Source organism: Streptomyces sp. NPDC047108 (assembly GCF_040643575.1).
Lineage (GTDB): Bacteria > Actinomycetota > Actinomycetes > Streptomycetales > Streptomycetaceae > Streptomyces.
Genome location: NZ_JBEYUP010000006.1, coordinates 152,160 through 177,389 on the forward strand (window position 1 = coordinate 152,160; position 25,230 = coordinate 177,389).

Sequence of the window (25,230 nt, forward strand, 5' to 3'; positions counted from 1 at the left end):
GGGGGCACGGGAGCAGGGGGTGGCGCGCGGTCAGCAGCCGCCGCAGTTGTAGTACAGGACGTCCCAGTGGTTGCTCTCGCGGGCGTAGATGTTGCCCGAACCCGATCGGTACTGAGCGGCGCCGTCACCCGGGCGGGGACCGATGTTCGTGAACGTGCCGGTGATGTAGTTGCTGAGGCAGCTCGTGGGACTGAAGTCGAGCTTGTAGCCGTTCCAGTGGCTGTACGTGCCGGAGGCGTGGCCGGTCTCCGTGCCCCCGGTGATCGTGAGGGCGCACCCGCTCGCGGACCTCAGGGTGTCCGCGCCCTGGACGGTCGCGAGATTGACCTGCTCGAACGAGGTGCAGGTCGGGTTGTTGCGGTCGCTGCACCCGCCGCTGGAGGTCCAGGAGATGCCGGCGGCACTCAGCCGGGACGTCGCCTGGGCGTGGGTGAGCTTGGCGGCCGCGGCCCGTTCGGAGGCGGCCGGGGTGGCGGGGGACGCGGCGGCGGGGGACGCGGCGGCGGCGCCGAACGCCGTCGCGGCGGCGAGGAGAGCGCCGGACAGGCCGAGAAGTGCGGATCTCTTCACGGGTTTCTCCCGGTGTCGAGTGGGGGTTCGTGGGGTGTTCTCGCCGACGCGGTACCGGACGCCCCACGCGAACGCGGTCGTGCGTTCGCGCGAGGGGCGCACAGGTTGTGCGTACGGACCGCGTACGGACGTGGACGATGGTGGCAGGCTTTGTCCGTACACGGACAGATGCGTGCAGCAAGCGGTTACGGCCACGCCCCCGTCCACGCTCCCCACCCCGGGCACACGCCCCGCGCCCCGCACTCCCCACCGGACCGGCACCGTCACACGGGCTGGCCGACCGGCCTGACGATCACGCTGTTGACGTCGACGCCCTCCGGCTGCCGGATCGCCCACACCATCGACTCGGCGATCTGATCGGCTGTCAGCAGCCGTCCTTCGGGGAGGCTTCCGAGCCCGTCCCAGAAGGGCGTCTCCACCCGCCCCGGAGCGATCAGGGTCACACCGACACCGTCCCCGGTCACCATGCGGCGGGCGTTCTCGGCGAGCCCCGTCACCGCCCACTTGGTCGCCCCGTAGACGTTGCCCGGGGTGTGCACGATCCCGGCCACACTGCCGACGAGCACGATGCGCCCGCGCGTCTCCTTCAGCGCCGGAAGGGCGGCCCTGATGAGGAGGGCCGGGCCGAGGACGTTCGTCAGCACCATGTCCCGCCACGCCGCCGGATCGCCGTCGGCGAGGGTGTCGTGGGTGGCGGACCCGGCGTTGGCGACGACGGTGTCCAGCCGTCCGAACCGGTCCAGCGTGGCGCCGACGGCCGACTCGACGGCCTCGTGGTCGGACGCGTCCCCGGGCAGCGTCAACAGCCCCTCGGGGCAGCCGAGTTCGTCGGAGAACCTGCGCAGCCGGTCCGCCGTCCGCCCGGTGACGGCCACGCGGTGTCCCAGGTCCAGTAGCCGCCGTGCCGCCGCCGCCCCGATGCCGCTGCCGCCGCCCGTGATGAGGACGACAGGGGAGTCGGGCGAGGAAACGGTCGTTGATTTTGTCATGAGAAGGCCCCCGATGCTCAGGTGACGGGGTCGGGACGGTGGCCGACGGCGGCTGCCGCGCCCCCCCTCTCCCGACCGGGACCCGGAGTGCATCACTTGGAGCGCACTCCAAGTCAACCCACATTCCCCACCTCTCACGGCACCACGGCACGGGTCCCCGTACGCCGGAGCGCTCCCCGCCCGAGCCAATGCTCCGGCGCTCTAACCTCGCCACCCGCTCCAGGCCGGGTTGCGGGGATGGTCCACCCGCACGACCACGTCGGCCGCCTCCGACGGCTCCACTTCCTCCTCGTAGCGCTCGAAGGCCGGGAGGGTCCAGCGGTCCCGCTCTTCCGTCCGGCGGGCGAGCGCGGCGCGCGTCAGCATCAGATGCACCGTCACGTCGAAGGGGAACCACCGTCCGAGGAGGAGCGGTCCGTGCAGGATCAGCACGCCGCCGGGCGGCAGTTCGGCGTAGGGGCTGCGCGTGGCGCGGTCGGTGTCCGGGTCCCACAGGTCCGGCAGGACGCGCCCGCTGCCCCCGGGCTCCAGCGGGCCGAAGACCTCGCGCCACAGCGCGCCGGTGTCGAGCCACCCGTCGTAGAACGTGTCGGGGTCCTCGCGCCCGTACTCGTAGCGCAGGGAGGCGGGTCGCAGGAATCCGCCCGCAGCCACCGTGAGGACCGGGCGGCCGAGGAGACGCAGGGCGTCCGCGACGGCGGCCGCCGGCCCCTCGGGGCCGGCGGCGCGTGCTCCGTCGACGGCGACGCGCAGCCAGGGGCTGCCGTCGGCGGCTTCCGTCTCCGCGATCCGGCCGGCGAGAGCGCCGGTCAACCGTTCCCAGGAGATCGCTTCGAGCCGCACGTCCCCATCATGCCTGTGCCGGGCTCAGCAGCGCGGCGCGGGCTTGCTGTACGTCGTATTGCTGGCGTTGGACACGTAGTAGTCGGAGACCCAGCGGCCGTTGTCGAGCTTGTTCCACACCTTGGTGCCGTTCACGTCCGACCCCGGCGCCTGGCAGACGACCCAGGCGAGGGCGCCGCCGGGGATCGTCCCGGCGGTGGCGTTCGCGGTGCCCGCGCCGGTGCGGAGGTTGACCCCGTCGGCGGCCGTGACCTGGTACGGGTACGCGCAGCGCGGCAGGGCCTCGCTGTAGCCGGTGTCCGATGGGGTGTTCACGTAACTGTCGGCGATGTACGTGCCGTCGGAGAGCTTGTTCCACACGGAGCTGTCGCCGACCTTGGAACCCGGTGTCTGGCAGACCGCGTTCACCGACGCTCCCGCGCCGACCGAGCGGACGACCGACGCGGTCGTGGTGGGCCCGCTGCGCGCCGAGAGCGCGGAGGAGCTGGTCACCTTGTACGGGTGCGCGACCGTGGCCACCGGTGCGTCGAGCCGGTCGCTGTCGATGTTGATCCGGACGCCGCCGTAGGTCTCGTCGTGGCTGTTGGTGTACTGCTTGGCGCGCTGGTGCACGGCCCACTGCGACGCGCCGATGCCCTCCCACCCGGTGAGGGACTGGGTGCCGTCGTAGCGGGCGATCCAGAGGGCGTCGGGGCGGGCGTACGACGAGGAGTTGTGGGCGTCCGCGAGGTCCTTCGCCCCGTGGTTGAGGTTCATGTAGACCCCGGAGAGATAGCCGCGGGCGTGCAGCTCCTTGGTCCAGGCGGAGAGGTAGGTGAGGACGGCGTCACGGCAGCCGGTGTCGGTCCGCGAGTAGTTCTCGATGTCGTTGTAGAACGCACTGCCGGGGAGGAGGCCGAGGGCCTTGGCCTTGGAGACGGCGTCCCGGGCCGCGGCCCTGCCCTCGGCGGCCGCTCCCGAGGAGGTGATCTTCTCGTCCTTGGCGCGGGCGCCGCAGGCGGGCTGCAGACCCTTGTAGATGGGGAGCAGCCGCCAGCCCAGCCCGGTGACCTCGCCCACCCAGTCGGGGGTGAGCTGCGGCTGGGAGCAGGTGCGGTTGACGCCGCCGAAGTAGATGCCGACGGCGCGGTACGGCGAGCTGCCCCAGGCCTTCATGGCGTCGAGGGTCGGCGCCGAGCAGGTGTCGAAGGCCTGCCCGGAGAAGCGCGTGGAGGTTCCGCCCGAGGGATACGTGACCGGGGTGGCGGGGTCGGCGGTGGCGGGCGGGGCGAGGACGAACGTCAGCGCGCCGCCGGTGACGGCGGCGACGAGGAGGGTGAGACTCGGTCTGATGCGGTGCGTGGCGCGGAGCTTGCGCATGAAGGCCCCCGTGGAGTCGGCCGGGTCCGGCGGTTCTCGAGTTCTCGGTTCACGCGAGGGCGTGCTCAGGAGCTTTCCGGCGAGCGCTTCTCAGACGCGTCCCCGTGAGCTCACGCGCTCGGGACCGTGACGGACTATCAGCATTTGTCATCTTGTGTCATGGTTTTCCATCCAAACGACGCCGGAGTCAAGGACTGCCGCGCAGGTTTGGGTGCGTGGCGCGCATGCCAGGGATGGGTAGGAAGCGCCTGATCGGCACGGTCGTACCGCGGACCGCCGTTCCCGGGACGACGGCTGTACGCGGGCCCAGGCCGTACCCGTATGGCCGCGCCGAGGGGCGGCCGGCCGTACCCGTATGGAGGCCGGACGAGGGCTTACGGGGGGGGCTTGCGCGGGGCGGGCCTCGCTCCGGAGTCCGCCGACCGGGACGGCCGCCGGAGAAGGACGGCAGCACTGCACCACCGACGAGACGGGAGCCGAACAGCGATGACCGCACCCTTGATGGTCCAGTCCGAGGAGGTACGGGGAGCGCTGGCGGACGGTCGCCCCGTGGTCGCCCTGGAGTCGACGATCATCGCGCACGGCCTCCCCCGGCCCCGCAATCTGCGGGTGGCGGAGGAGCTGGAGGAAATCGTCCGGGCCCATGGCGCGGTGCCCGCGACCATCGCGGTTCTCGACGGACAGGTCCATGTGGGCCTGGGCAAGGCGCAGCTCGAGCGAGTCGCCGACGACCCCTCGCTGCGGAAGCTCGGCCACCGCGACCTCGCGCCTGCGCTGGCGGCGGGGGCGAGCGGGGCGACGACGGTGTCCGGTACGGCCTTCCTGGCGCGGCGCGCCGGGATCCGGGTGTTCGCGACCGGCGGCCTCGGGGGCGTCCACCGCGAGTGGACGACGACGCAGGACGAATCGGCGGACCTCGGGCTCCTCGCCCGGACACGCATCACCGTCGTCTGCGCGGGCGTGAAGTCGATCCTCGACGTACCGGCGACCCTGCAGCGCCTGGAGACCCTGGGCGTCGCCGTCGTCGGCTACCGGACCGACTCCTTCCCCGGCTTCTACGTGAGCAGTTCGGGCGAGCCGGTCGACTGGACGGTGCAGGAACCCCGGAGCGTGGCCGCGATCATGGCCGCCCAGGACAGGCTGGGCGAACGGGAGTCGGCCCTCGTCGTGGCCAACCCGGTTCCCACGCACCATCAGCTCGACCCCGCCCTCCACGACCGCGTGCTGGAGGACGGGCTGGAGGCGTGCGCCCGCGAGGGCGTCACCGGCCAGGCGGTCACCCCGTTCCTCCTGGACTACCTGGTCCGCCACACGGCGGGCGCGTCGCTTGAGGCCAACCTGGCCGCCGTTCGCGGCAATGTGCGCCTCGCGGCGCAGATCGCGACGGCATGGGCCCAGGCGTGAGCGGTCCCGTCGCCGCGGGCGGAACTCCCGGCGCACTGCTGGTCATCGGCGACGTCGTCACGGATGTCGTCGCCCGCCATGCCACTCCCCTGGCCGCGGCGACCGACACCGCCGCCAGGATCGCGACGCTGCCCGGCGGCGCGGGTGCCAACGTCGCGTGCTGGGCGGCCCATGCGGGCGCCTCCGACGTACGCCTGCTGGCCTGTGCCGGAGAGGACTCGGCGTCCTGGCACGAGGAGGCGCTGCGCCGGTCCGGCGTCCGTCCGATGCTCCGCATCGACCCGGACGTCCCCACGGCGGTGGTCATCTCGCTCGTGGACCCGACGGCCGAGCGCACTCTGGTCACCGACAGCGGCGCCGCCCTCCGCCTCGGCCCGGAGGACTGGAACGACGCCTTCCTGGACGGGGTGGCCCGGCTCCACCTGTCGGGCTATCTCTTCTTCGCGGACAGCTCCCGCGCACTGGCGCGGGCGGCGCTGAAGTCCGCCCGGGCGCACGGCATCCCGGTGAGCGTGGACCCGGCGTCGGCGGGCTTCATCGCCGGCTTCGGACCCGACCGGCTCCTCGACGCGCTGTCCGGCGTCGATGTCCTGCTCCCCAGCCTCGAGGAGGCCCGGCTCCTCGCCGGCACGCAGGACCCCGAGGAAGCGGCATCCGTCCTGAGCGGCCGTTTCCCGCTCGTGGTCACGAAACTCGGGCCGGACGGCGCCCTGTTGGCGTCGGACGGCACGGCCGGCCCGCGGGTCGCCGCGGTACCTGCCCGGTGCGTGGACACGACGGGGGCGGGCGACGCGTTCACCGGCGCGTTCCTCGCCGCGCGTCTGGCGGCGCACGACGCCGTGTCCGCCGCCCGGGCCGGCTGCCGCGCCGGAGCGGAAGCCGTGACGGTGACCGGCGGCCGCCCCGTACCCCCGGGCCGTACGCCGTCGGGGACCGGCGCGCGGAACGCGGGGCCCGCGGCCGTCAGCCCGCCGGGGCCTCGGGAAAGCCGGAACGGACCGTCCAGCGGTTGAGTTCCCTCTGCGCGGCGGCACGCAGTTCGGACGAAGGGCGCGTCGTGCCGTCGCTGACGAGGGCGTAGTGGAGCGCCCCCGCCCGGTGGGGCGCGGAGAACAGCAGCCGGCGGGCCGTCGCACCGCCGTCCCCCGTGTCCGCCGACGCTCCGGGTTCGGGTGCGATCGCGACGGGATGGGAGGCGGTGCGCCCTTCGGCGGCGTAGCGCGGAGGGCCGGTGACCGTGCCGAGATCGGAGATCACGGTCGTGGTGGCCGGGTCGAAGGTGTGCGGCACATGCAGTTCGGTCGGCACCCCGGCCGGGCCGTCGCCGGAACGCCATACGAGGATGCCGTACTGGCCGGAGCCGACGAGTCGGGCCACGTTCGGGAGGTCGTCGGGGACGCGGTTCCAGGTGAGCGTGGTGCCGCGGTCGCGCGACCGGTCCTCGTAGGTGAAGGCGAGGGTGCGGCCCGCGACCGCGGTCGGGTGGAGGCGGTCGATGAGCCGTGCGTCCTGGCGCAGCACGGGCTCGCCGGAGTCGTCGAGCGCGACGGCGGAGAGATCCTCGTCGTTCCACGCGTCGGCCTCGGTGAGCACCTTGCCGGGATGGCCGTTCATCGCTTCGTGATGACGGCCGCTGTAGAGGTCCCACTGCCACTGGGTCGAGGAGAGAACGGAACCTGATTCGGGTGCCCGGTTCCACCAGTCCCGGCCCGGGAGACGGGATTCGAGCGCCTGGTACATCGCTTTCAGGATGGTCGGCGCCTTGTCCGCGACCAGGCCGTTCAGGGGATGGCCGAATTCGCTGACCACGGCCGGGGTGTCGGCGGCGGCCGAACGGTCGCGCAGCTTCTGGAAGTCCGCCCCGTACCGGCCGTCCTTCGCCTTTCCCGGCATGAAGATCCCGGATATCGCCTTCTGGTCGTAGAAGTGCGTGTTGAAGACGTAGCGGGGGCCGAGCTTTCCTGCGTCGAGCAGACCGCCCTCCTGGCGGGTGAAGTCGAGATTGGAGTTCCAGTACAGATTCGGCTCCACGAACGCGGGCTTGTCCCGCCAGCCCGCGGCATCCATACGGGCCCGGAACCGCTCGTAGAACGGCCACAGCAGGTCCCGCTCCCAGGAGCGGCTGTTCTGCCCGGACTCGTAGGTCCCCGCGTACGGCTCGTTGTACGGGTCGAACCCTGCGACGCGTGCGAACTGACCGGCCGTGAGATGGTCGCGGAGATACGTCATCGTCTTCTCGGCGGTGTCCAGGAAGGCGTCCTGGACACCGAGGGATCCGTGGTCGGTGGAGAGCGTGCGGTTGTGCCAGAAGTCCCGGCTCGCGTCCATGACGGCTTTGTTCTGGGTGATGTTCTGGCCCCAGTGCACGCAGATTCCGCAGAACTCCTTGCCGTAGCCGCCCGCTTTCACGACCCATGCGGGGGCGCCGTCACCGGTGTACCAGCTGTCCCGGTCGAAGAGATGGCGGGAGAAGAGGTCCTGATGGAAATCGGGATACACCCGGAGCCCGGCGTCGAGGAATTCCTTCATCTGCTCGGTCGCCGCGGCGAGATAGGCGGTGTCGACGCGTCCGGGCTCGGGCTCGGCGTAGGCCCAGGAGAGCAGGAAGCGGACGGAGTCGGCGCCGGCCAGATTCCGCAGGGCCTGGGCGGACGTGCGCGCATCGGCCGTACTCGCGAACGGCAGCCCGCGGTTCTCGTCCAGTTTGACCTCGCCGGACACGTTGAATCCGCGGAGGACGACCTCGCGTCCGTGGCCGTCGACGAAGCGCGTGCCCTGCGGGGTCACGTCGTCCGCGGCGCGGGTGTCGAACCAGAGCGGGGCGCCGGCGGTGCGCTGGGCGGAGGTGTGCGCGGGCGCAGGCGCCCGGCCCTGGGGCCGTGCCTGGTCCTGTGCCTGGGCGGGGGCGCCGTACAACGCCGCCACGGCCGCCGGCCCGGCGACGAGGCCGGCCAACCACCGCGTACGGAACGGGCCCCGGTGCGCGCGTGGGTTCGCCATGGGCCCTACGGTCGCGGTGATCTGACGAACCGTCAAGTTCGATGGCCCTGTGCCGCTGCGGCAGGAACGGCGCGGACCTCCGCGTCGCCTTTCCGCGTCGCGTTCCGCGTCGAGTCCGCGTCGCCTTTCTGCGTTACCTTTCCGCGTCGAGAGTGCACGTCGAGGGGCAACCGGCGGCGGCCGGGGTAGGGACCACGGCATGACGGATCGCCCGCTGCTGCTGCTCGACGTCGACGGCCCGCTCAACCCGCACGGCGCCCGGCTGTTGCGTCCCCAGGGCTACACGACCCACCGCTTCCATCCCGCGATCTGGCTCGCCCGCCAGACCCCCGGCTCGCGCCGCCACCGCCGCGGCCTGCGCGTCCGGCTCAATCCGGGCCACGGGGCACGCCTCACCGCGCTGCCGTACGAACTGGCCTGGGCCACGACATGGATGCACCAGGCGAACGAGATGATCGCCCCGGCGATCGGCCTCCCGCGCGACCTGCCGGTCATCGAATGGCCCGAACTCTTCACCCGCGACCCCGAGGGCCTGTACTGGAAGACCCGCCACATCCTCGCGTGGGCGGCGGGCCGCCCCTTCGCCTGGGTCGACGACCTGATCACGCACCGCGACACGGCCCACGTGGCAACCCACCACGACGCCCCGGCCCTGCTGCTCCGCATCGACCCCCGGCGCGGGCTCCGGGACGATGACTTCGCGCGCCTGGAGGGATGGGCGCGGGATTTATGACACCGCTTCCGGCGCCAGGGACAAGACCGGGGTCGGCATCTGATCGTTCGGGCGAATCCCCCTGACAGGCGGAAGAGAAGTGATAGACCTGCATTCCTGCCATCGCTCTCACCCGTATGGGCAGGATTTCCACGGGAGTTCACCTGGTCCGCACGTCCGCGGGCATCGGCGACGATGTGTCCCTGCTGCGCGTACTCGACGCCATGGCCTGGCTCCCGGGACGTCGCAGGACGGATGAGCCGACCGGGCGCGCCCGTTGCCCCGCACGCACCCCCAAGGCACTACACCGGAAGAACCGCACCCATGGCGATCGACTACTCCAAGCACACCGCTCCACCACCCGTCGCGCACGGTCCCGCCATCAGCCTCGAGAAGGTGGAGCGCACCGCCCCGCGGCTGGTCAGTCTCTACAAGTCCGCGGCGACGGCACTGGAACACCTCGGGCTGACCGGTCATCGCGCCGCCGTCTATCTCGTTCTCGACCGTTCCGGCTCGATGCGCCGCTACTACAAGGACGGTACGGTCCAGCATCTCGCCGAACAGGTCCTCGGGCTGGCCGCGCTCCTCGATGACGACGGTGTCGTCCCGGTGGTGTTCTTCTCCACGGATGTCGACGGCACCGCCGAAATCTCGCTGGAAAGCTACGCCGGGCGCATCGGTCCGCTCAGCGATTCCCTGGGGCACATGGGCCGGACCCATTACGAAGCCGCCATGGACGCCGTCATCGACCACTATCTGGCGAGCGGCAGCGAGGATCCGGCGTTCGTCGTGTTCCAGACCGACGGCGGTCCGACGAACCGCACGGCCACCGAGCGATGGGTCTGCAGGGCTGCGCGGCTGCCGATGTTCTGGCAGTTCATCGGGTTCGGGGATCCCGAGGACGCACAGTTCGACTTTCTCCGGAGGCTGGACGATCTCGATGTGCCGGGAAAGCGCATCGTCGACAACACCGGCTTCTTTCCCGCAGGGTCCGAGCCGCGCGCGCTCACGGATGCCGCGCTGTACGACAGGCTCATGAGTGAGTTCCCCGCGTGGTTGGCCGCCGCCCATGCGGCGGGAATCGCTCCGCGGTCGAGCGGCTCGCCGGAGACGAGCGGCGTATGAGGCAGACCGGCGTCGCGTAAGGGAGACCGGCACTCACCAAGGAGACCGGCGCGCGCAGTGGAGACCCGCGCGCCACGGGACCCGCGGGATCGGGGACGCAACCGTGTGACGGTTCAACGGACCGAACCCCGTCGTGAATTGGACGAGTTGGCAGCGCCTCACCGCCGCCCTCACCGGGCGGCGACGGCGCGGCCGTCCGGAATCCGCCCCCTGCGTGCCGGTCCACCTGCCCACCGGAGCTGGTCACTCCGGCTCCGGTGGGCGCCCTCAGAGGGCCCCACTGCCAGGACGCCCCGGCCGCCACCCCCATTCCGGCCGATCCCGCACTCGGCCGGATCTCCCCCGTACCGGCCGTCCGAATGCGCGCCCACCCCGAGGCGGCCTTCACAGGTTCGCCGCAACCTGCTCCCATGTGGTCGCAATCTCTAGCACTTCTTCACAGACGCCCCACCCTGCCCCGCGCCATCCGCCGCGCCGCAGACGGGTGTCGGGACCAGCGACGAGCGAATGGAGAACCCCCCATGCGAAGAACCCTGGCCGTGCTCGGTGCGGTGGCCGCGCTGTTCGGTGCGACCACGTCGGCCTACGGTGCGCCCGCGATCGACGTCCCGCCGGACAAGATCGTGATCGAGCTCGCGACCGTCAACGGGTCGGGGTGTCCCGAGGGCACCGCCGCCGTGGCCGTCTCGCCCGACAACGAGGCCTTCACCGTGACGTACAGCGACTACCTCGCCCAGGTGGGCGGGAACGCGGATCCGACGTGGTTCCGCAAGAACTGCCAGCTCAACCTGATCGTCCATGTTCCCGGCGGCTTCACGTACGCCATCGCCCGGGCCGACTACCGCGGGTTCGCGTACCTGGAGAACGGCGCGAGCGGGCAGTCGCGGGCCAACTACTACTTCCAGGGCATGCCGCAGACGGTCACCAAGAGCCACACCTTCAAGGGCCCCTACAACGACACCTGGCAGGCCTCCGACGAGACCGATGTCGCGCAGCTCGTCTGGGCGCCCTGCGGTGAGCAGCGCAACTTCAACATCAACACCGAACTGCGCGTGAACCGGGGCACCTCCGACCCGCGCAAGACCAGCTTCATGACGATGGACTCCACCGACGCCAGCGTCAGCACGGTCTACCACCTGGCCTGGAAGGAGTGCGAGGAGAAGCGCTGAGCCAGGGCCACGGGAACAGCCCGCGGCACCCGCCTGCCACGCCACCGGCGAGCCACGGCCGTCACCCTCCCGCGACGGGGGTGACGGCCTCCCCGGACGCCGTCAGTCCGGTGCTTCCTCCCGGTCCGGCGTCCCGCCCGAGCGGTCGGCGGGGCGCCGGCCCTTGGGCTGGCGCGGTTCCGGTCGCTGCGGCAGGGGAGGGACCTGCCGCTCGACCGGTTCCTTGCCCGAGACGGTGACCTCCTCGCCGTGGTGCAGGATCCGCAGCGGCTCCCCGTGGACCAGGGTGTAGCGCGCGGTCGAGTCGCCGATCTCCACCCGCAGCCGCCGCCCCTGCACCACGACGCTGAACGCCAGCCGCGAGAGCTGCTCCGGCAGCCGCGGCGCGAACCCGAAGAGCTCGCCGTCGTGGTGGTCGCCGGGCCGCCGCATGCCGCCGAAGCCGGAGACCAGCGCGATCCAGGTGCCCGCGAGGGACGCGATGTGCAGCCCGTCCCGCGTGTTGTGCTCCCGGTCCTCCAGGTCCATCAGCGCCGCCTCGCCCAAGTAGGCGTAGGCCAGGCCCAGGTGGCCGGTCTCGGCGGCCATCACGGCCTGCGAGCACGCGGAGAGCGAGGAGTCCCGTACGGTCAGTGCCTCGTAGTACGCGAAGTTGCGGGCCTTCTCCTCCGCGGTGAACGCGTCGCCGCGGACCTGCATCGCCAGGACCAGGTCCGCCTGCTTGACGACCTGCTTGCGGTAGAGGTCGAAGTACGGGAAGTGCAGCAGCAGCGGGTACTGGCCGGGCTCGGTGTCCTCGAAGTCCCACATCTGGAGCCGGGTGAAGCCCGCCGACTGCTCATGGACGCCGAGCGTCTCGTTGTACGGCACGGCGACGCGGGCGGCGGCGTCCCGCCACTCCGCGGTCTCCTCGTCGTCGACGCCGAGTTCCCGCGCCCGGTCCGGGTGGCGTACGGCGGCCTGCGCGGCGGCGACCAGGTTCTGCTGCGCCATCAGGTTGGTGTAGAGGTTGTCGCGGGCCACGGCGCTGTACTCGTCGGGGCCCGTCACCCCGTCGATGTGGAAGGTGCCCTCGGTGTCGTGGTGGCCGAGCGAGCGCCACAGGCGCGCCGTGTGGACCAGGAGGTCCAGCCCGGGGCCGCGCTCGAAGTCCTCGTCCCCGGTGGCCATCGCGTAGCGCACGGCGGCGTCGGCGACGGCGGCGTTCACATGGAAGGCGGCGGTGCCGGCGGGCCAGTACGCCGAGCACTCCTGCCCGGTGATGGTGCGCCACGGGAATGTCGCGCCGCGCAGGCCGAGTTGGTGTGCCCGGTCGCGGGCGGCCTCCAGGGTCGCGTGCCGCCAGCACAGGGCCGGTGCGACGACGTCGGGGGCGGTGTAGGTGAGGACGGGAAGGACGAAGGACTCGATGTCCCAGAACGAGTGCCCGTCGTAGCCCGTGCCCGTGAGGCCCTTGGCAGGGATGGCCCGCCGTTCGGCGCGCGCCGATGCCTGCAGCAGGTGGAACAGCGCGAACCGTACGGCCTGCTGGATCTGCGGATCGCCCTCGACCTCCACGTCAGCGCGCGACCAGAAGTCGTCCAGATACGCGCGCTGGTCCCGGAGCAGGCCCTCCCAGCCGGTGGAGCGGGCCGCGGCGAGCGCCGCGTCGACCTGATCGTGCACGGCGGGCAGCGACCGCTGCCCGGACCAGCCCTGCGCCACGAACTTCACCAGCCGCAGCCGTTGTCCGGGCTCGACCCTGCTGGTGACGGTGAGCCGTGCGACGTCCGGCTCGCTCTCCGCCGACCAGGCGGTCGACTCGGGCCCGTCGACGATGTGGTCGGCGGCGGCCGCGACGCGCAGGGCGCTGCGGTTCGTACGGTGGACCAGGCGCAGCCGGGTTCCCTGCGCGAAGTCCTCCTCGGCGAGCAGCGGGGAGTCGATGACGGCGGCGTTGCGAGGGTCGTCGTCCCCGCCGGGCAGTTGCTCGTTGGCGACGAGCTCGGACTGCAGGACGACGTCGGCCGGTCCGTCGAGCGGTTCCACGTCGTAGAGGACCGCGGCGACGGCCCGCTGGGTGAGGGAGACCAGCCGGGTGGAGGTGATGCGGACGCTGCGGCCGGCCGGGGAGGTCCAGTCGGCGGTGCGGCGCAGCACTCCGGCGCGGAAGTCCAGGACCCGTTCGTGGGCGGCGAGTTCGCCGTAGCGGAGGTCGCAGGGTTCGTCGTCGACAAGCAGCCGGATGATCTTCCCGTTGGTGACGTTGATCATCGTCTGGCCGGACTCGGGATAGCCGTAGCCGGCTTCCGCGTACGGCAGGTCGTGCAGTTCGTGGACACCGTTGAGGTAGGTGCCGGGAAGTGCGTGCGGCTCGCCCTCGTCGAGGTTGCCGCGCCAGCCGATGTGCCCGTTGGCCAGGGCGAAGACGGACTCGCTCTGTGCCAGGACGGGCAGGTCGAGCTCGGTCTCCCGCAGACACCAGGGTTCCACGGCGTAGTTCGGGTGGCTGATCACGTGTCTCGGCCCTCCAGCAGATCGGCCAGGTCCTGGACGACGACGTCGGCACCGTGCCGGCGCAGTTCGTCGGCCTGTCCCGTCCGGTCCACGCCGACGATCATTCCGAAGTTCCCCGAACGACCGGACTCCACTCCTGCGAGCGCGTCTTCAAAGACCGCCGCGTCGCCCGGTTCCGCCCCGAGCGCCTGGGCGGCGGCGAGATACGTGTCGGGGTGCGGCTTGCCGCGGAGGCGCTGCCGTCGGGCGACGATGCCGTCGATCCGCGTCTCGAAGAGATCGGCGATGCCCGCGGCCTCCAGCACCGCCCGGCAGTTGGCGCTCGAGGAGACGACGGCGCGCCGGATCCCGGCGTCCCGGGCGGCCCGGACGTAGGCGACCGAGCCCTCGTACGGCTGCACGCCCTGTTCGTCGATCTTGCGCAGCACCAGGTCGTTCTTGCGGTTGCCGAGGCCGTGGACGGTGTCCGCCTCCGGCGGGTCGTCGGGGGTGCCCTCGGGGAGGTCGATGCCGCGGGCGGCGAAGAAGGTGCGGACCCCGTCGGCGCGCGGCCGCCCGTCCACGTACCGGTCGTAGTCGTGCACCGGGTCGAAGGGCACGAACGGGACGCCCTCGCGGTCGGCCCGATGCCGCAGATAGTCGTCGAACATCTCCTTCCACGCGGCCGCGTGGACCTCAGCGGTCCGGGTGAGCACACCGTCGAGGTCGAAGAGGCAGGTACGCACGTGATCCGGAAGCCCGAGCATGGCCCCGAGCCTAGAAGCGACCGGCGGGCGGGTGCGGACGACGCGCGGCGGCCGCGGGATCCGCGGACGGCGCGGACTCCCCGCCTGGCCGTGTCCCCCGGTCACCGGCGGTCGGGGCTTGCCGCCGGACCCTAACGGTCCGGCAGGTACCAGTGGTAGGGCGCGATCAGCCGGCGCACCGCGTCCGGCCCCCAGGAGCCCTGGGCGTACGGCTGCACCGGCGGCGGGTTCTCCAGCAGCGGGGTGGACGCCGCCCAGAGGCGCTCGATCCCGTCGGCGCGCGTGAACAGCGACTGGTCGCCCAGCATGGCGTCGAGGATGAGGCGTTCGTAGCCCTCCAGGGCGTGCAGGCTGTTGAAGGACTCGGCGTAGCTGAAGGTCATGTCGGCCGTGCCGAGGTGCATGGCCGGGCCGGGGTCCTTCACCAGGAAGCGGGCCGCGATCCGGCCGGGGTCGGCGAAGTCGATGACGAGCCGGTTGCCCTGGGCACCGGCGCCGCGCCGCGCATCGTCGGGGAACATCCGCAGGGCGGGTTCACGGAAGCCGAGCGTGACCACGTGCCGCCCCTGCCCGAGGGACTTGCCTGACCGCAGATAGAACGGGACGCCGGCCCACCGCCAGTTCTCGAGCCGGACGCGCAGGGCGACGAAGGTCTCGGTGTCGGAGTGCGGGGCGACCCCTGGCTCCTGGCGGTACCCCTCGTACTGACCGCGGACGACCTGCGCCGGGTCGAGGGGTTCCATGGTCTCGAAGACCTTCTCCGTCTCGTCCCTCAGGCACTTGGCGTTCAGGGCGGTCGGCGGCTCCATGGCGACGAAACCGAGGAGCTGGAAGAGATGCGTCACGATCATGTCGCGGAAGGTGCCGGTGCCTTCGAAGAACTGGGCGCGGCCCTCGATGCCGATGCTCTCCGGCACGTCGATCTGCACATGGCTGATGTGGTCGCGGTTCCAGATGGGCTCGAATAGTCCGTTGGCGAAGCGGAGCGCGAGGATGTTGTCCACGGACTCCTTGCCGAGGAAGTGGTCGATGCGGAACACCCGCGACTCGTCGACGACCGCGTGGATCGTGTCGTTGAGGGCCCGGGCCGAGGGCAGGTCGGTGCCGAACGGCTTCTCCACGATCAGCCGGGCGTCCTCGGCGAGCCCGGTCGCGCCGAGCAACTCGACGACGGAGGTGAACGCCGCGGGCGGCACGGCCAGATGGAACAGCCGGCGCGGGCTCCCGCCGATGTCCCGCTCGGCGTCCCGCACGGCCGCGAGCAGCGGCCCGGGGTCGTCGGAGTCGGCGGCGCCGAAGCGCAGCGTCTCCTCGAACTCCTGCCAGGCCCGGCCGTCGGGCTTCGCCCGCCCGAACTCCTCGACGGCCTCCCGCGCGTGCTTGCGGAACGCGTCGTCGCCGAGCGCGGCCTGCGCGGGCGCCGAGCCCACGATGCGGTAACGGGAGGGCAGCAGCCCGGCCTTGGCGAGATGGAACAGCCCGGGCAGCAGCTTGCGCCGGGCCAGGTCACCGGTCGCCCCGAACAGCACGATGACGTGCGGGTCGGGAACCGGCCCCGTGCTGCGCCGCGACGGGCGCGCCGACGCCATGGTTCACGCCGCCTTCTCGGCGTGCCCGCCGAACTCGCCGCGCATCGCGGACAGCACCTTGTCGCCGAACTCGCCCAGCCCGCGCGACTCGTAGCGCTCGGTCAGCGCGGCGTTGATGACGGGAGCGGGCACGCTCTCGTCGACCGCCGCGAGCACCGTCCACCTGCCCTCCCCCGAGTCCGAGACGCGCCCGGTGTACGAGCCGAGTTCCGGGGAGCGGGCCAGGGCGTCGGCGATCAGGTCGACGAGCCAGGAGCCGACGACCGATCCGCGCCGCCACACCTCGGCGACCTCGGCCACGTCGATCTCGTACTGGTACGCCTCGGGCTCGCGCAGCGGGGCCGTCTCGGCGTCCACCGACCGGTCCCTCAGACCGGCGTCCGCGTGCTCGATGATGCTGAGGCCCTCCGCGATGGCGGCCATCATCCCGTACTCGACCCCGTTGTGGACCATCTTCACGAAGTGCCCGGCGCCGCTGGGCCCGCAGTGCAGATAGCCCTCGGGGGCGGTCCCGCCGGTGCCGGTCCGGCCGGGGGTGGGCTCGGCGCTCCCGACACCGGGGGCGATGGTGCGGAAGAGCGGGTCGAGGCGCCGGACCGGCTCGTCCTCGCCGCCGATCATCAGGCAGTAGCCGCGCTCCAGGCCCCAGACGCCGCCCGACGTCCCGCAGTCGACGTAGTGGATGCCGTGCGGCGCGAGCTGCCGGGCGCGGGCCATGTCGTCGCGGTAGTACGAGTTGCCGCCGTCGATGACCGTGTCCCCGGGCTCGAGCATTCCGGTGAGCTGTTCCAGCGTGGACCGGACGACGCCGGCGGGCAGCATCAGCCACACGGTCCGGGGCGTCTCCAACTTCCCCACGAGGTCCTGGAGCGAGGAGGCCCCGGAGGCGCCCTCGCGCTCCAGCTCCTCGACGGCCTCGCGGTCGAGGTCGTACACGACGCAGCGATGGCCGTCGCGCATGAGCCGGCGCACCAGATTGGAGCCCATCCGGCCGAGCCCGACCATGCCGAGCTGCAGGGGGGTGTCCGTGGTCATGACCGGCCCTCCGTTTCCTGTCGCTGCGGCGCGTGGCGGCCGGTGGCCTCCACGCAGTCCCGTGCGGCGGCGGCCACCCGCTCAGGGGTGAACCCGAACTTGGTGAGCAGCTGTTTGAGCGGCGCGGAGGCGCCGTAGGTGTGCATCCCGACGACGGTGCCGCGGTCGCCCACCCAGCGTTCCCAGCCGAAGGTGGACGCCTGCTCCACGGCGACCCGGGCCGGTACGTCGGGCGGCAGCACCTGGTCGCGGTACTCCCGGGGCTGGCGGTCGAACAGCTCCCAGCACGGCATGCTCACCACCCGGGCCCCGATGCCCTCGGCGGCCAGTTCGTCGCGCGCGGCGAGGGCGAGGGCGACCTCGGATCCGGTCGCGAGCAGGATCACTTCGGGTGTCCCTGACGGTGCGTCGGCCAGGACGTACGCCCCGCGCGCGACACCGGACGCGGGCGCGAGTTCCGACCGGTCCAGCGTCGGCAGGGCCTGCCGGGAGAGGACCAGCGCCGCGGGCTCGTGGCGCAGCGCGGCCACGACGCGCCAGGTCTCGGAGACCTCATTCGCGTCCGCGGGCCGGAAGACCAGCAGCCCCGGCATCGCGCGCAGACCGGCGAGCTGCTCGACCGGCTGGTGGGTGGGGCCGTCCTCGCCGACCCCGATCGAGTCGTGCGTGAAGATGTGGACGCTGGGGATCTCCATGAGCGCGGACAGCCGGATCGCGCCCTTCGCGTAGTCGGAGAAGATCAGGAACCCCGACCAGTACGGGCGGAGTTTGGTCAGTGCCATGCCGTTCGCGACGGCGGCCGAGGCGTGTTCCCGTACCCCGAGATGCAGATTGCGTCCCGCCCGGTCGTCGGGTTCGAAGTCCCCCGCCCCGTCGAACGTCAGACGGGTCTTGGTGGACGGCGACAGGTCCGCCGATCCGCCGAGCAGCCACGGCACCTTCTGCGCAAGGGAGTTGAGCACCCGCCCCGACGACTCGCGGGTCGCCATGCCCTTGGGGTCGGGCGGGAAGTCGGGCAGCGCCGCCTCCCAGCCGCCCGGGAGCTCGCGGCGCTGCATACGCTCCACCTCGTCGGCGAGAGCGGGGTACGCGGCCCTGTAGTCCTCGAACCGCTTCTCCCACTCGATGCGCAGCTCCTCGCCGCGCGCGCCGATGCCGTGGTCGAAGTGGTCGCGCACACCGTCGGGGACGGCGAAGTCGGCGTCCGGGTCCATGCCGAGGAAGCGTTTGGTCTCGCGGACGCCCTCGGGGCCGAAGGGGGATCCGTGGGCTTTCGGCGAGTCCTCGACCGGTGAGCCGTAGCCGATGTGGCTGTGCACCAGGACGAGGGTGGGGCGCTCGGTCTCGGCCTTGAAGGTGTGGAAGGCGCGGGCGGCCTGGTCGAGTTCGTTGGCGTCGGCGACGGTGGTGACGTTCCAGCCGTACGCGAGGAAGCGGGCCGCCACGTCCTCGGTGAAGGTGATGTCCGTGTGGCCCTCGATGGTGACCCGGTTCGCGTCGTAGATCCAGCACAGACGGGACAGTTGCTCGTAGCCGGCGAGCGAGGCGGCCTCCGAGGCGATGCCCTCCATCATGCAGCCGTCGCCGGCGAGGGCGTACACGTCGAAGTCGAAGAGCGGGAAGCCGTCGCGGTTGTAGCGCGCGGCGAGCCACTGCCCGGCGATCGCCATGCCGACGGAGGTGGCCACGCCCTGGCCGAGGGGCCCCGTGGTGGTCTCGACCCCGCTCGTCCACCGGTACTCGGGGTGGCCGGGGCAGTGCGAGTCGAGCCGGCGGAACGACTTGAGGTCGTCCAGGGTCACGGCGGGGCGGCCCAGCACCTCGTAGTCGGGGTCCACGGCGCGGACACCGGTGAGGTGCAGCAGGGACCACAGCAGAGTGGAGGCGTGCCCCTCGGAGAGGACGAAGCGGTCGCGGTTCGGCCAGATCGGATTGCCGGGGTCGAAACGCAGGAAGCGCTGCCACAGCGTGTACGCGACGGGCGCGATGCCCATCGGCGTACCGGGGTGCCCGGAGTCGGCCCGCTGGACGGCGTCCATGCAGAGGCCGCGGATGGTGTTCACCGCCAACGTGTCCGGGTCGGTCATGGGCACCTCTCCGATCTCCGATCGCCGGATCGGGTCGCCGTTCCGGCGGGGTCCTCCGATGCCGCGGGGCGGGTCCCCGATTCCTCGGGGCGGGTCTCCGACGCGGCGCGGGGCTGGTCTCCGATCCGCCGGGTGGGCCGGGTCCCGGCCGGGCCCGGCGATGGGCCCCGCGGGCGTGGGCAGGGGCACCCAGCCGCGGGCCTGCTCCGAGAGTGGCGGACGGGGACGCCGCGTCACCTCACCCGCCGCGGGTGAAGGGCGGACGCGGGCCCGGCGGGGGCGAGGCCACGGGCCCGACGGGGCGCTGGCCCGACGGGGCGCGGGCCCGACGGGGCGCGGGCCCGACGGGGCGCTGGCCCGACGGGGCGCTGGCCCGACGGGGTAAGGCGGAGGCGGACTCCCACGGGGTGGTGCGGGGGCCGAGAGTGCGGCGGCGAAGCGCACGGGGCCGTACGGGGCAGGGCCAGGACCGTCCCCGACAGGGGGCGCCTAAGGGCCCGAGAGCCGGGCTCGGACTGGAGGGCTGAGCCGGACAGACCGTGCCGGACAGGCGAACCCGGACAGGCTGAGCCGGACAGGCGGAGCCGGACAGACCGTCCAGGGCCTGCCAGGGAGCGGCCGCGGCATGGCGAGGCGGGCGCGCGCAGGACGAGCCACCGGTGAGGGCCGGCTCTGGGCTCTATGGGAGTCGGCCAGGCCCGGGCCGGACGGGCATGGCCTCGAGGGCAGGCCCAGGGCGCGGCCGGGCAGGGCAGCGCCCGACCGGGAGCGGCCAAGGCCCGGCGAGGCGGGCGCGGGTCCAGGGGGCCGTACGCGGCGAGGCCGGGGCCAAGCGGCCGGCGCGAACTCGGGCCGCCGACTCCCGAGTTCGCGAGGGACACGCGCCGCCGCGGGGGCGCCCCGACACCCCTCGCCGCAGCACCACGCGTCAGTCCAGGAGCCCCCGCTCGTACGCGATCGCCACCGCTTCGCCCCGCCGGCTCGCGCCCAGCTTCGCCATGATGTGCGACAGGTGCGCGCTGACCGTCTTCTCGCTGATGAACAGTTCCTCGCCCACCTGCCGGTTGGTCCTGCCCAGCGCCACCACGCGCAGCACGGACAGCTCACGCGGCGTGAGCGCCACGGCCGCCGCCTCGCCGCTCTCCGGCACCGGTCTGCCGTCGGCGGAGGTGAGCGGGATCCGTGCGCGGCGGGCGAGTTGGGCCACGGCCTCCCGCAGCGGTACGGCGCCGAGCCGTGCCGCCACCGCGTCCGCGTCCCGGAGGGCACCCGCCGCCTCGTCCCTGCGGTCCGCGCCGAGCAGGGCCTCGCCGAGCCGCCACCGGCACAGCGCCTGTTCGTACACGGCCCCGTAGCCGAAGGCTTCGACCGCCGCCTCCCAGCTCTCCGGGGCGCTCGCGCCGCGCAGACGGGTCAGTTCGGCCTCCGCCCGGGCGAGCCAGGCGCGCCCCTCGGGGCCGAGAACGCCGGTGCGCGGGGTGCCGTGCTCCGCCGTACGCCGGGCGTGCTCGGCGAACCGCTCGCCCTCCGCCACGGCGCGCTCCGCCGCGGTGGTGTCGTCCCGGGCCATGGCGTTCGCGGCCAGGTCCGCGTACGCGCTCGTGCCCACGGCTCCGAGCCGGATCCCGGCCATCAGCCAGGGCCCGCCGACCTTGCGGGCCCAGTCGAGCGTCTCGCGGACCCGGGCGACGGCGAGTTCGGGCTGGCCGCGCCAGCAGGCCAGTTCGGCGCCGACCGAACCGGCCATCAGCGGGATCTGCAGGTCGCGGTACCACTCCGTGCGCAGGTCGGTGATCAGCTGTTCCGCGTCCCCGAACCGGCCGCCGGCGACGGCGATATGGAGGCCGACGGCGGCGAGCCGTGCGGAGACGGTGCCGGAGACCCGCCCGCGCGGCTGCTCGGCCGCCGCCTCTCCCCCGTCCCAGTCGCCGCTCGCGAAGCGGACCAGCACCTGCAGCACGCGCAGCTCCAGGCCGAAGTCGCTCCAGGTGAGGCCGGTGGCGCAGGCGCGCCCGACCCCTGTCTCGATGGCCTCGTCCGCTTCCTTCAGCCGCCCCCGCTCGTAGTGGTGGAGTCCGAGGTAGTACCGGGTCCGGAGCTCGACGGCGATCGCGCCGGCCTCCGCGGCGCCCTCCAGTGCCTCCATCAGCAGGGCCCGGCTCCTATCGGGCCCGCTTTCCCGGGGCTCACCGTCGTCCGGCCCGCCGTCGCCCGGCCCCCCTACGTCCGGCCCGCGGCCTTCCGGCCCGCCTTCGTCCGGCCCGCCTTCGCCGGGCCCGCGTTCGAGTTCCGTGAGGATCGCGAGCGTGGCCAGCGCGTCCGCGGCGGCTCCGGTGGCGCCGACGGCACGCGCGTCCCGTACCGCCAACTCGGCCTGCTCGCGGGCGAATGCGCACTGGTCGAAGCGGAGGATTCGGGCCTGTACGGCCAGCACCCAGGCGCGGACACGGCTCGGCGGGAGTCCGGCCACGCCCTCCCAGGCGCACGCGATCACCGTACGGGCCTCCTCCTCGGTGCCCTCGATCGCGAGCAGGGCCTGGGCGAGCCGGCGCCGCGCCTCGGCGGCCACCTCGGGATCGTCGCGCTCGTCGGCGAGCTGGACGGCGGAACGCGCGAAGGCGACGGCCCGCTCCGGCTCCCCGGACGTGCCGGCCGCCCACGACGCCCTGCGCAGCAGGGTGAGTTCGTCGGTGCCGGGCGGGCGACGGTCCGGCTCCACGGCGCTCCACAGCCGCAGCGCCTGCTCCAGCAGGCGCAGCGATTCGGCGGGCGCACCGAGGCCGGTGGCCTCCTCGGCGGCCCGTACGGACGCGGCGAGCGCGGCGGGCAGGGCGTTGCTCTCCAGGCTGTGGTGGGCGAGCGCGGCGGACGCTCCGCGCTGGGTTTCCTGTCGCTCCGTCAGATACCGGGCGTACGCGGCGTGCAGACGGACGCGCTCGCCCGGCAGCAGATCGCCGTAGACGGCCTCGCGCAGGAGCGCGTGCCGGAAGGCGTACATCTCCCGGTCGCCGAGGTCGCCTCCCGTGCCGCCCCCGCCGTTGCCGCCGCCACCCCCGCCTCCGTCACCGCCGACGACGAGGACATGGTGCTGCACTGCCTCGCGCAGCGCCTCCTCGAGCCGGTCGTCGTCCAGATCGCACACCTCGCGGAGTGTGCTGTGCCGGACTCTGCGCCCGGCCACGGAGGCCACGCGGATGACCCGTTGGGCCGGTTCGCCGAGCCCTTCCACGCGGGTCAGCAGGACGTCCATGAGGGAGGACGGGATGCCGCGGGTGGTGCCCGCGCGGCTCTCGCCGTCCCCGCCCTCGTCGGTGAACGCGGCGAGCAGTTCCTCCGCGAAGAAGGCGTTGCCCTCGGACTGGCCGGCGACGCGCCTCAACGTCACCTCGTCCACCCGCCCTTCGGCGAGCGCGGCGACGAACGCGTGCGCGTCCGCGGCGTCGAACGGCGCCAGCTCCAGCCGCTCCACGGAGGGCAGGCGGGCGAGTTCGGCGAGCAGCGGGCGCAGCGGGTGGCGGCGGTGCAGATCGTCCGTACGGTAGGTGCCCACCACGAGCAGCCCTCTGGTGCTCGACCGGGACAGCAGGAACGACAGCAGCCCCCGGGTCGAACCGTCCGCCCAGTGCAGGTCCTCGACGACGAGCACGACGCTGCGCTCGGCGGCGAGTTCGGCGAGCTGGGCGTGGACGGCGTCGAAGAGCTGGAGCTGCCCGATGTCCTGCTCGCGCCGCGGTGCCATACCGGACACGCTGACGAAGTTCGGCGCGAAGCGCTGCGGTTCGGCGGCGGCCGACTCGGTCTGCGCGACCACGGGACCGGGGAGCAGCATCGACAAGCCCGGCCGCGCCGGACGGCCCTCGCCGCCGAGATCGCGCGCCTGGGCGAGCGCTTCGACGAAGGGGAGATACGGCAGACCGGCCTCGCCGACGTCCACGCAGCGGCCGGAGAGCACGACCGCCCCCGCCTCGCGGGCGTACGCGGCCAGCTCCTCCACGAGCCGGGTCTTGCCGACCCCGGCCTCCCCGGCGATCAGCACCGCCCCGGAGGATCCCCCCGCCGCACGGCGGACCGCCGCACGCAGCCGGTCCATCTCGACGCCACGCCCGACCAGCGGAATTCCCGATCCGAGTCTTGGCACGCCAGCATCGTGCCACACGCCTGTGACACGACCACGCCCGTTTTCGCGAGCGCCCCTCCGCCCGCACGCGGCGCAGACGCCCCACCGCTCGCCCGGCCCCCACAGGACTCAGCAGACGCTCACGTCACCGGCCCGGACCGACACCGCTCGCGCCGGCGCTGAATCGGAGGACGGCTCGGCCGCTACGGGAGGACCGAGCGGAGCGAGTCCTCCGTGCGGGCCACCACCGCCGTCGTGTCGTCGACCGTGATGATGGGGCGCTGGATCAGGATCGGGTGCGCGGCGAGGGTCTCGATCCAGCGGGCGCGCGTCGAGGCGTCACGCGCCCAGGCGTCCAGGCCCAGTTCGGCGGCGACCGGCTCTCCGAGACGGGCGATGTGCCACGGCTCCATGTCCAGGCGCCGCAGCACTTCCTCGATCTCCTCCGTGCTCGGCGGCTCGTCCAGATAGTGCCGGACGGTGTACGAGGTGCCTTCCTCGTCCAGGAGCGTCAGCGCGGACTTGCACTTGGAGCATGCGGGGTTGATCCAGATTTCCATCTCGGGCCTCTCCGTCGGGCAGGGCGTCCTGGGGGGGCAGGGGCTCCTGCCGGACCGCGGTCACGTCGGTGCCCACGGATTCTCGCGCACGAGGGCCGCGGCCCGCTCGAGCCCGGGTGTCGAAACTCAGGCCGGGGTGTCGAACCGTGCGGCCTCGACGTAGTCCGGGCGCGGGTCCAGGGCTGCGGCCAGGCGGAAGTGGCGGATGGCCTCGTCCGGGCGGTTGGCGCGCTCCAGCGTGCGGCCCAGGGCGAAGTGGGCGAACGCGTTGTCCGGTTCGAGGTCGACGATGTGCTGGAACTCCCGCTCCGCGGCCCCGAGCCGGGCCGCGAGGAAGTACGCGCGGGCCCGCAGCAGGCGCGCCGCGCCGCTCTCCGGATGGGCTTCGATCACCTTGTCGAGGAGCTGGATCGCGCCCCGCGGGTCGCGGGCGGCCAGCAGGTGCTCCGCCGCTCGGAAGTCGATGACGTGGGTCGCGGGGGTGCTCTCGGGCACGGCCGGCTCCTTCCTCAGCTCCTCGGCGGCGGCGCAGCTCCGCGCGGCTCGGCTCGGCGGGCATCTCGTGCACACACTCGGCGGGCATCGTCGTGCGCGCAAGGGTCCACGCAACGGTCGCGCCACCGCCGTCCGGTCAACAACGCCCTACGGGAGGGCATTCCCCGGCCGCTGCCCGCGGGCGCTCCGGCTCCGGGCCCGCACCGACGGACCGGACGGGCATCGGGCGCTCCCGCCCGGTCCCCCCGCAGCCCGTCAGTGCGCCGCCGCGCGCTCCCGCAGCTTCTGCCACACCTTCCGGACCTGCGGTTCCAGCGCGTCCAGCGGCCCGTCGTTGTCGATCACCAGATCGGCGACGGCCAGCCGCTGCTCACGCGTGGCCTGCGCGGCCATACGGGAGCGGGCCTCGTCCTCGGCCATACCGCGCAGCCGCACCAGCCGGTCGGTCCTGGTCTCGGTGGACGCGTCCACGACCACCACCAGGTCGTACAGCTTCGACAGCCCGTTCTCGGCGAGGAGCGGCACGTCATGGACGACGACGGCGTCCTCGCCGCGCGCGGACGCCTCCAGCTCGGCCGAGCGGGCGCCGACCAGGGGGTGCACGATCGCGTTCAACGCGCGCAGCCGCTCGGGGTCGTTGAAGACGATGCCGCCGAGTTTCGGCCGGTCCAGCGTGCCGTCGCCGGTCAGGATCTCCGGGCCGAACTCGGCCACGACGGCCGCCAGTCCAGGGGTGCCCGGCTCCACGACCTCCCTGGCGATCTTGTCCGCGTCCACGATCACCGCGCCGTACGACGCCAGCAGCCGTGACACCTCGCTCTTTCCCGCGCCGATGCCACCGGTCAGGCCCACCTTCAGCATGCGGTCAGCGTAGTTCAGCCGTCCGCCGCGGACAGCGCCGACCCAGAACCGGCCGGGAACGCCCCGGGACCGG

The 25,230-nt window shown here is 72.9% G+C and carries 19 protein-coding genes; 5 read left to right on the forward strand and 14 right to left on the reverse strand.

The features are described 5' to 3' along the window. Positions 1–30 precede the first annotated feature (30 nt). The 4 genes from ABZ822_RS15390 to ABZ822_RS15405 form a co-directional block, all read right to left on the reverse strand. Positions 31–570 (reverse strand): hypothetical protein, encoded by a 540-nt coding sequence (locus ABZ822_RS15390; RefSeq protein ID WP_360852823.1) that lies wholly within the window; start codon positions 568–570, stop codon positions 31–33. 263 nt (positions 571–833) lie between these two features. Further along, positions 834–1,559 (reverse strand): SDR family NAD(P)-dependent oxidoreductase, encoded by a 726-nt coding sequence (locus tag ABZ822_RS15395; RefSeq protein ID WP_360852826.1) that lies wholly within the window; start codon positions 1,557–1,559, stop codon positions 834–836. A gap of 201 nt (positions 1,560–1,760) precedes the next feature. Then, positions 1,761–2,402 carry a uridine kinase gene (locus ABZ822_RS15400; protein ID WP_360852829.1) on the reverse strand — a complete coding sequence of 214 codons (642 nt, stop codon included), beginning with the start codon at positions 2,400–2,402 and terminating at the stop codon, positions 1,761–1,763. Positions 2,403–2,426: 24 nt separating this feature from the next. Then, complete coding sequence (locus ABZ822_RS15405; RefSeq protein ID WP_360852830.1) at positions 2,427–3,761, reverse strand: glycoside hydrolase domain-containing protein; 1,335 nt, start codon at positions 3,759–3,761, stop codon at positions 2,427–2,429. 486 nt (positions 3,762–4,247) lie between these two features. Here ABZ822_RS15405 and ABZ822_RS15410 point away from each other — a divergent pair, with 486 nt between their 5' ends. Further along, the gene (locus ABZ822_RS15410; protein WP_360852833.1) at positions 4,248–5,165 is read left to right on the forward strand and encodes a pseudouridine-5'-phosphate glycosidase; all 918 of its coding nucleotides are present in this window, start codon (positions 4,248–4,250) and stop codon (positions 5,163–5,165) included. Further along, a complete protein-coding gene (locus ABZ822_RS15415; RefSeq protein WP_360852836.1) occupies positions 5,150–6,178 on the forward strand; it encodes a sugar kinase in 1,029 nt (342 codons plus the stop codon). The genes ABZ822_RS15410 and ABZ822_RS15415 overlap by 16 nt, the downstream gene beginning before the upstream one ends. On the opposite strand, the gene ABZ822_RS15420 is transcribed toward ABZ822_RS15415, so the two are convergent. Further along, positions 6,129–8,165, reverse strand: a complete 2,037-nt coding sequence (locus ABZ822_RS15420; protein WP_360852839.1) for an endoglycosylceramidase — start codon at positions 8,163–8,165, stop codon at positions 6,129–6,131. The genes ABZ822_RS15415 and ABZ822_RS15420 overlap by 50 nt on opposite strands. Before the next feature lie 199 nt (positions 8,166–8,364). Between ABZ822_RS15420 and ABZ822_RS15425 the strand changes: the two genes are divergently transcribed. From ABZ822_RS15425 to ABZ822_RS15435, 3 genes are all read left to right on the forward strand, one after another. After that, positions 8,365–8,898 (forward strand): HAD domain-containing protein, encoded by a 534-nt coding sequence (locus ABZ822_RS15425; RefSeq protein ID WP_360852842.1) that lies wholly within the window; start codon positions 8,365–8,367, stop codon positions 8,896–8,898. A gap of 303 nt (positions 8,899–9,201) precedes the next feature. Then, positions 9,202–10,002 carry a VWA domain-containing protein gene (locus tag ABZ822_RS15430; protein ID WP_360852845.1) on the forward strand — a complete coding sequence of 267 codons (801 nt, stop codon included), beginning with the start codon at positions 9,202–9,204 and terminating at the stop codon, positions 10,000–10,002. 521 nt (positions 10,003–10,523) lie between these two features. Continuing rightward, positions 10,524–11,171, forward strand: a complete 648-nt coding sequence (locus tag ABZ822_RS15435; RefSeq protein ID WP_360852847.1) for a DUF4360 domain-containing protein — start codon at positions 10,524–10,526, stop codon at positions 11,169–11,171. Positions 11,172–11,273: 102 nt separating this feature from the next. Here ABZ822_RS15435 and ABZ822_RS15440 read toward each other — a convergent pair whose 3' ends face one another. The 9 genes from ABZ822_RS15440 to coaE form a co-directional block, all read right to left on the reverse strand. Then, the gene (locus tag ABZ822_RS15440) at positions 11,274–13,667 is read right to left on the reverse strand and encodes a glycosyl hydrolase family 65 protein (protein WP_360852850.1); all 2,394 of its coding nucleotides are present in this window, start codon (positions 13,665–13,667) and stop codon (positions 11,274–11,276) included. Next, on the reverse strand, positions 13,664–14,413 hold the full coding sequence (locus ABZ822_RS15445) for a beta-phosphoglucomutase family hydrolase (RefSeq protein WP_360852853.1): 750 nt from the start codon (positions 14,411–14,413) through the stop codon (positions 13,664–13,666). Before ABZ822_RS15445 ends, ABZ822_RS15440 begins: the two co-directional genes overlap by 4 nt. A 131-nt stretch (positions 14,414–14,544) precedes the next feature. Beyond that, complete coding sequence (gene zwf / locus ABZ822_RS15450) at positions 14,545–16,002, reverse strand: glucose-6-phosphate dehydrogenase (RefSeq protein ID WP_360852855.1); 1,458 nt, start codon at positions 16,000–16,002, stop codon at positions 14,545–14,547. Positions 16,003–16,005: 3 nt separating this feature from the next. Then, entirely contained in the window at positions 16,006–17,019 is a 1,014-nt protein-coding gene (gene gnd / locus ABZ822_RS15455; RefSeq protein WP_360853356.1) for a phosphogluconate dehydrogenase (NAD(+)-dependent, decarboxylating), read from the reverse strand. A 14-nt stretch (positions 17,020–17,033) separates the two neighbouring features. Next, complete coding sequence (gene tkt, locus ABZ822_RS15460; protein ID WP_360852858.1) at positions 17,034–19,124, reverse strand: transketolase; 2,091 nt, start codon at positions 19,122–19,124, stop codon at positions 17,034–17,036. Positions 19,125–20,052: 928 nt separating this feature from the next. Then, entirely contained in the window at positions 20,053–23,262 is a 3,210-nt protein-coding gene (locus ABZ822_RS15465) for an AAA family ATPase (RefSeq protein ID WP_360852861.1), read from the reverse strand. Positions 23,263–23,444: 182 nt separating this feature from the next. Beyond that, the gene (locus tag ABZ822_RS15470) at positions 23,445–23,801 is read right to left on the reverse strand and encodes an ArsC/Spx/MgsR family protein (RefSeq protein WP_360852864.1); all 357 of its coding nucleotides are present in this window, start codon (positions 23,799–23,801) and stop codon (positions 23,445–23,447) included. A 126-nt stretch (positions 23,802–23,927) separates the two neighbouring features. Next, positions 23,928–24,296, reverse strand: a complete 369-nt coding sequence (locus tag ABZ822_RS15475; RefSeq protein ID WP_360852867.1) for a tetratricopeptide repeat protein — start codon at positions 24,294–24,296, stop codon at positions 23,928–23,930. 255 nt (positions 24,297–24,551) lie between these two features. Further along, positions 24,552–25,157 carry a dephospho-CoA kinase gene (coaE, locus tag ABZ822_RS15480; protein ID WP_360852870.1) on the reverse strand — a complete coding sequence of 202 codons (606 nt, stop codon included), beginning with the start codon at positions 25,155–25,157 and terminating at the stop codon, positions 24,552–24,554. Between the last annotated feature and the right edge of the window lie 73 nt (positions 25,158–25,230).

Bases quoted from the DNA above. Each gene is read 5' to 3' on its own strand.
- ABZ822_RS15395 (WP_360852826.1), bottom strand. From the start codon at position 1,559: ATGACAAAATCAACGACCGTTTCCTCGCCCGACTCCCCTGTCGTCCTC.
- ABZ822_RS15405 (WP_360852830.1), bottom strand. From the start codon at position 3,761: ATGCGCAAGCTCCGCGCCACGCACCGCATCAGACCGAGTCTCACCCTC.
- ABZ822_RS15410 (WP_360852833.1), top strand. From the start codon at position 4,248: ATGACCGCACCCTTGATGGTCCAGTCCGAGGAGGTACGGGGAGCGCTG.
- ABZ822_RS15415 (WP_360852836.1), top strand. From the start codon at position 5,150: ATGGGCCCAGGCGTGAGCGGTCCCGTCGCCGCGGGCGGAACTCCCGGC.
- ABZ822_RS15420 (WP_360852839.1), bottom strand. From the start codon at position 8,165: ATGGCGAACCCACGCGCGCACCGGGGCCCGTTCCGTACGCGGTGGTTG.
- ABZ822_RS15425 (WP_360852842.1), top strand. From the start codon at position 8,365: ATGACGGATCGCCCGCTGCTGCTGCTCGACGTCGACGGCCCGCTCAAC.
- ABZ822_RS15430 (WP_360852845.1), top strand. From the start codon at position 9,202: ATGGCGATCGACTACTCCAAGCACACCGCTCCACCACCCGTCGCGCAC.
- ABZ822_RS15435 (WP_360852847.1), top strand. From the start codon at position 10,524: ATGCGAAGAACCCTGGCCGTGCTCGGTGCGGTGGCCGCGCTGTTCGGT.
- ABZ822_RS15445 (WP_360852853.1), bottom strand. From the start codon at position 14,413: ATGCTCGGGCTTCCGGATCACGTGCGTACCTGCCTCTTCGACCTCGAC.
- zwf (WP_360852855.1), bottom strand. From the start codon at position 16,002: ATGGCGTCGGCGCGCCCGTCGCGGCGCAGCACGGGGCCGGTTCCCGAC.
- tkt (WP_360852858.1), bottom strand. From the start codon at position 19,124: ATGACCGACCCGGACACGTTGGCGGTGAACACCATCCGCGGCCTCTGC.
- ABZ822_RS15470 (WP_360852864.1), bottom strand. From the start codon at position 23,801: ATGGAAATCTGGATCAACCCCGCATGCTCCAAGTGCAAGTCCGCGCTG.
- coaE (WP_360852870.1), bottom strand. From the start codon at position 25,157: ATGCTGAAGGTGGGCCTGACCGGTGGCATCGGCGCGGGAAAGAGCGAG.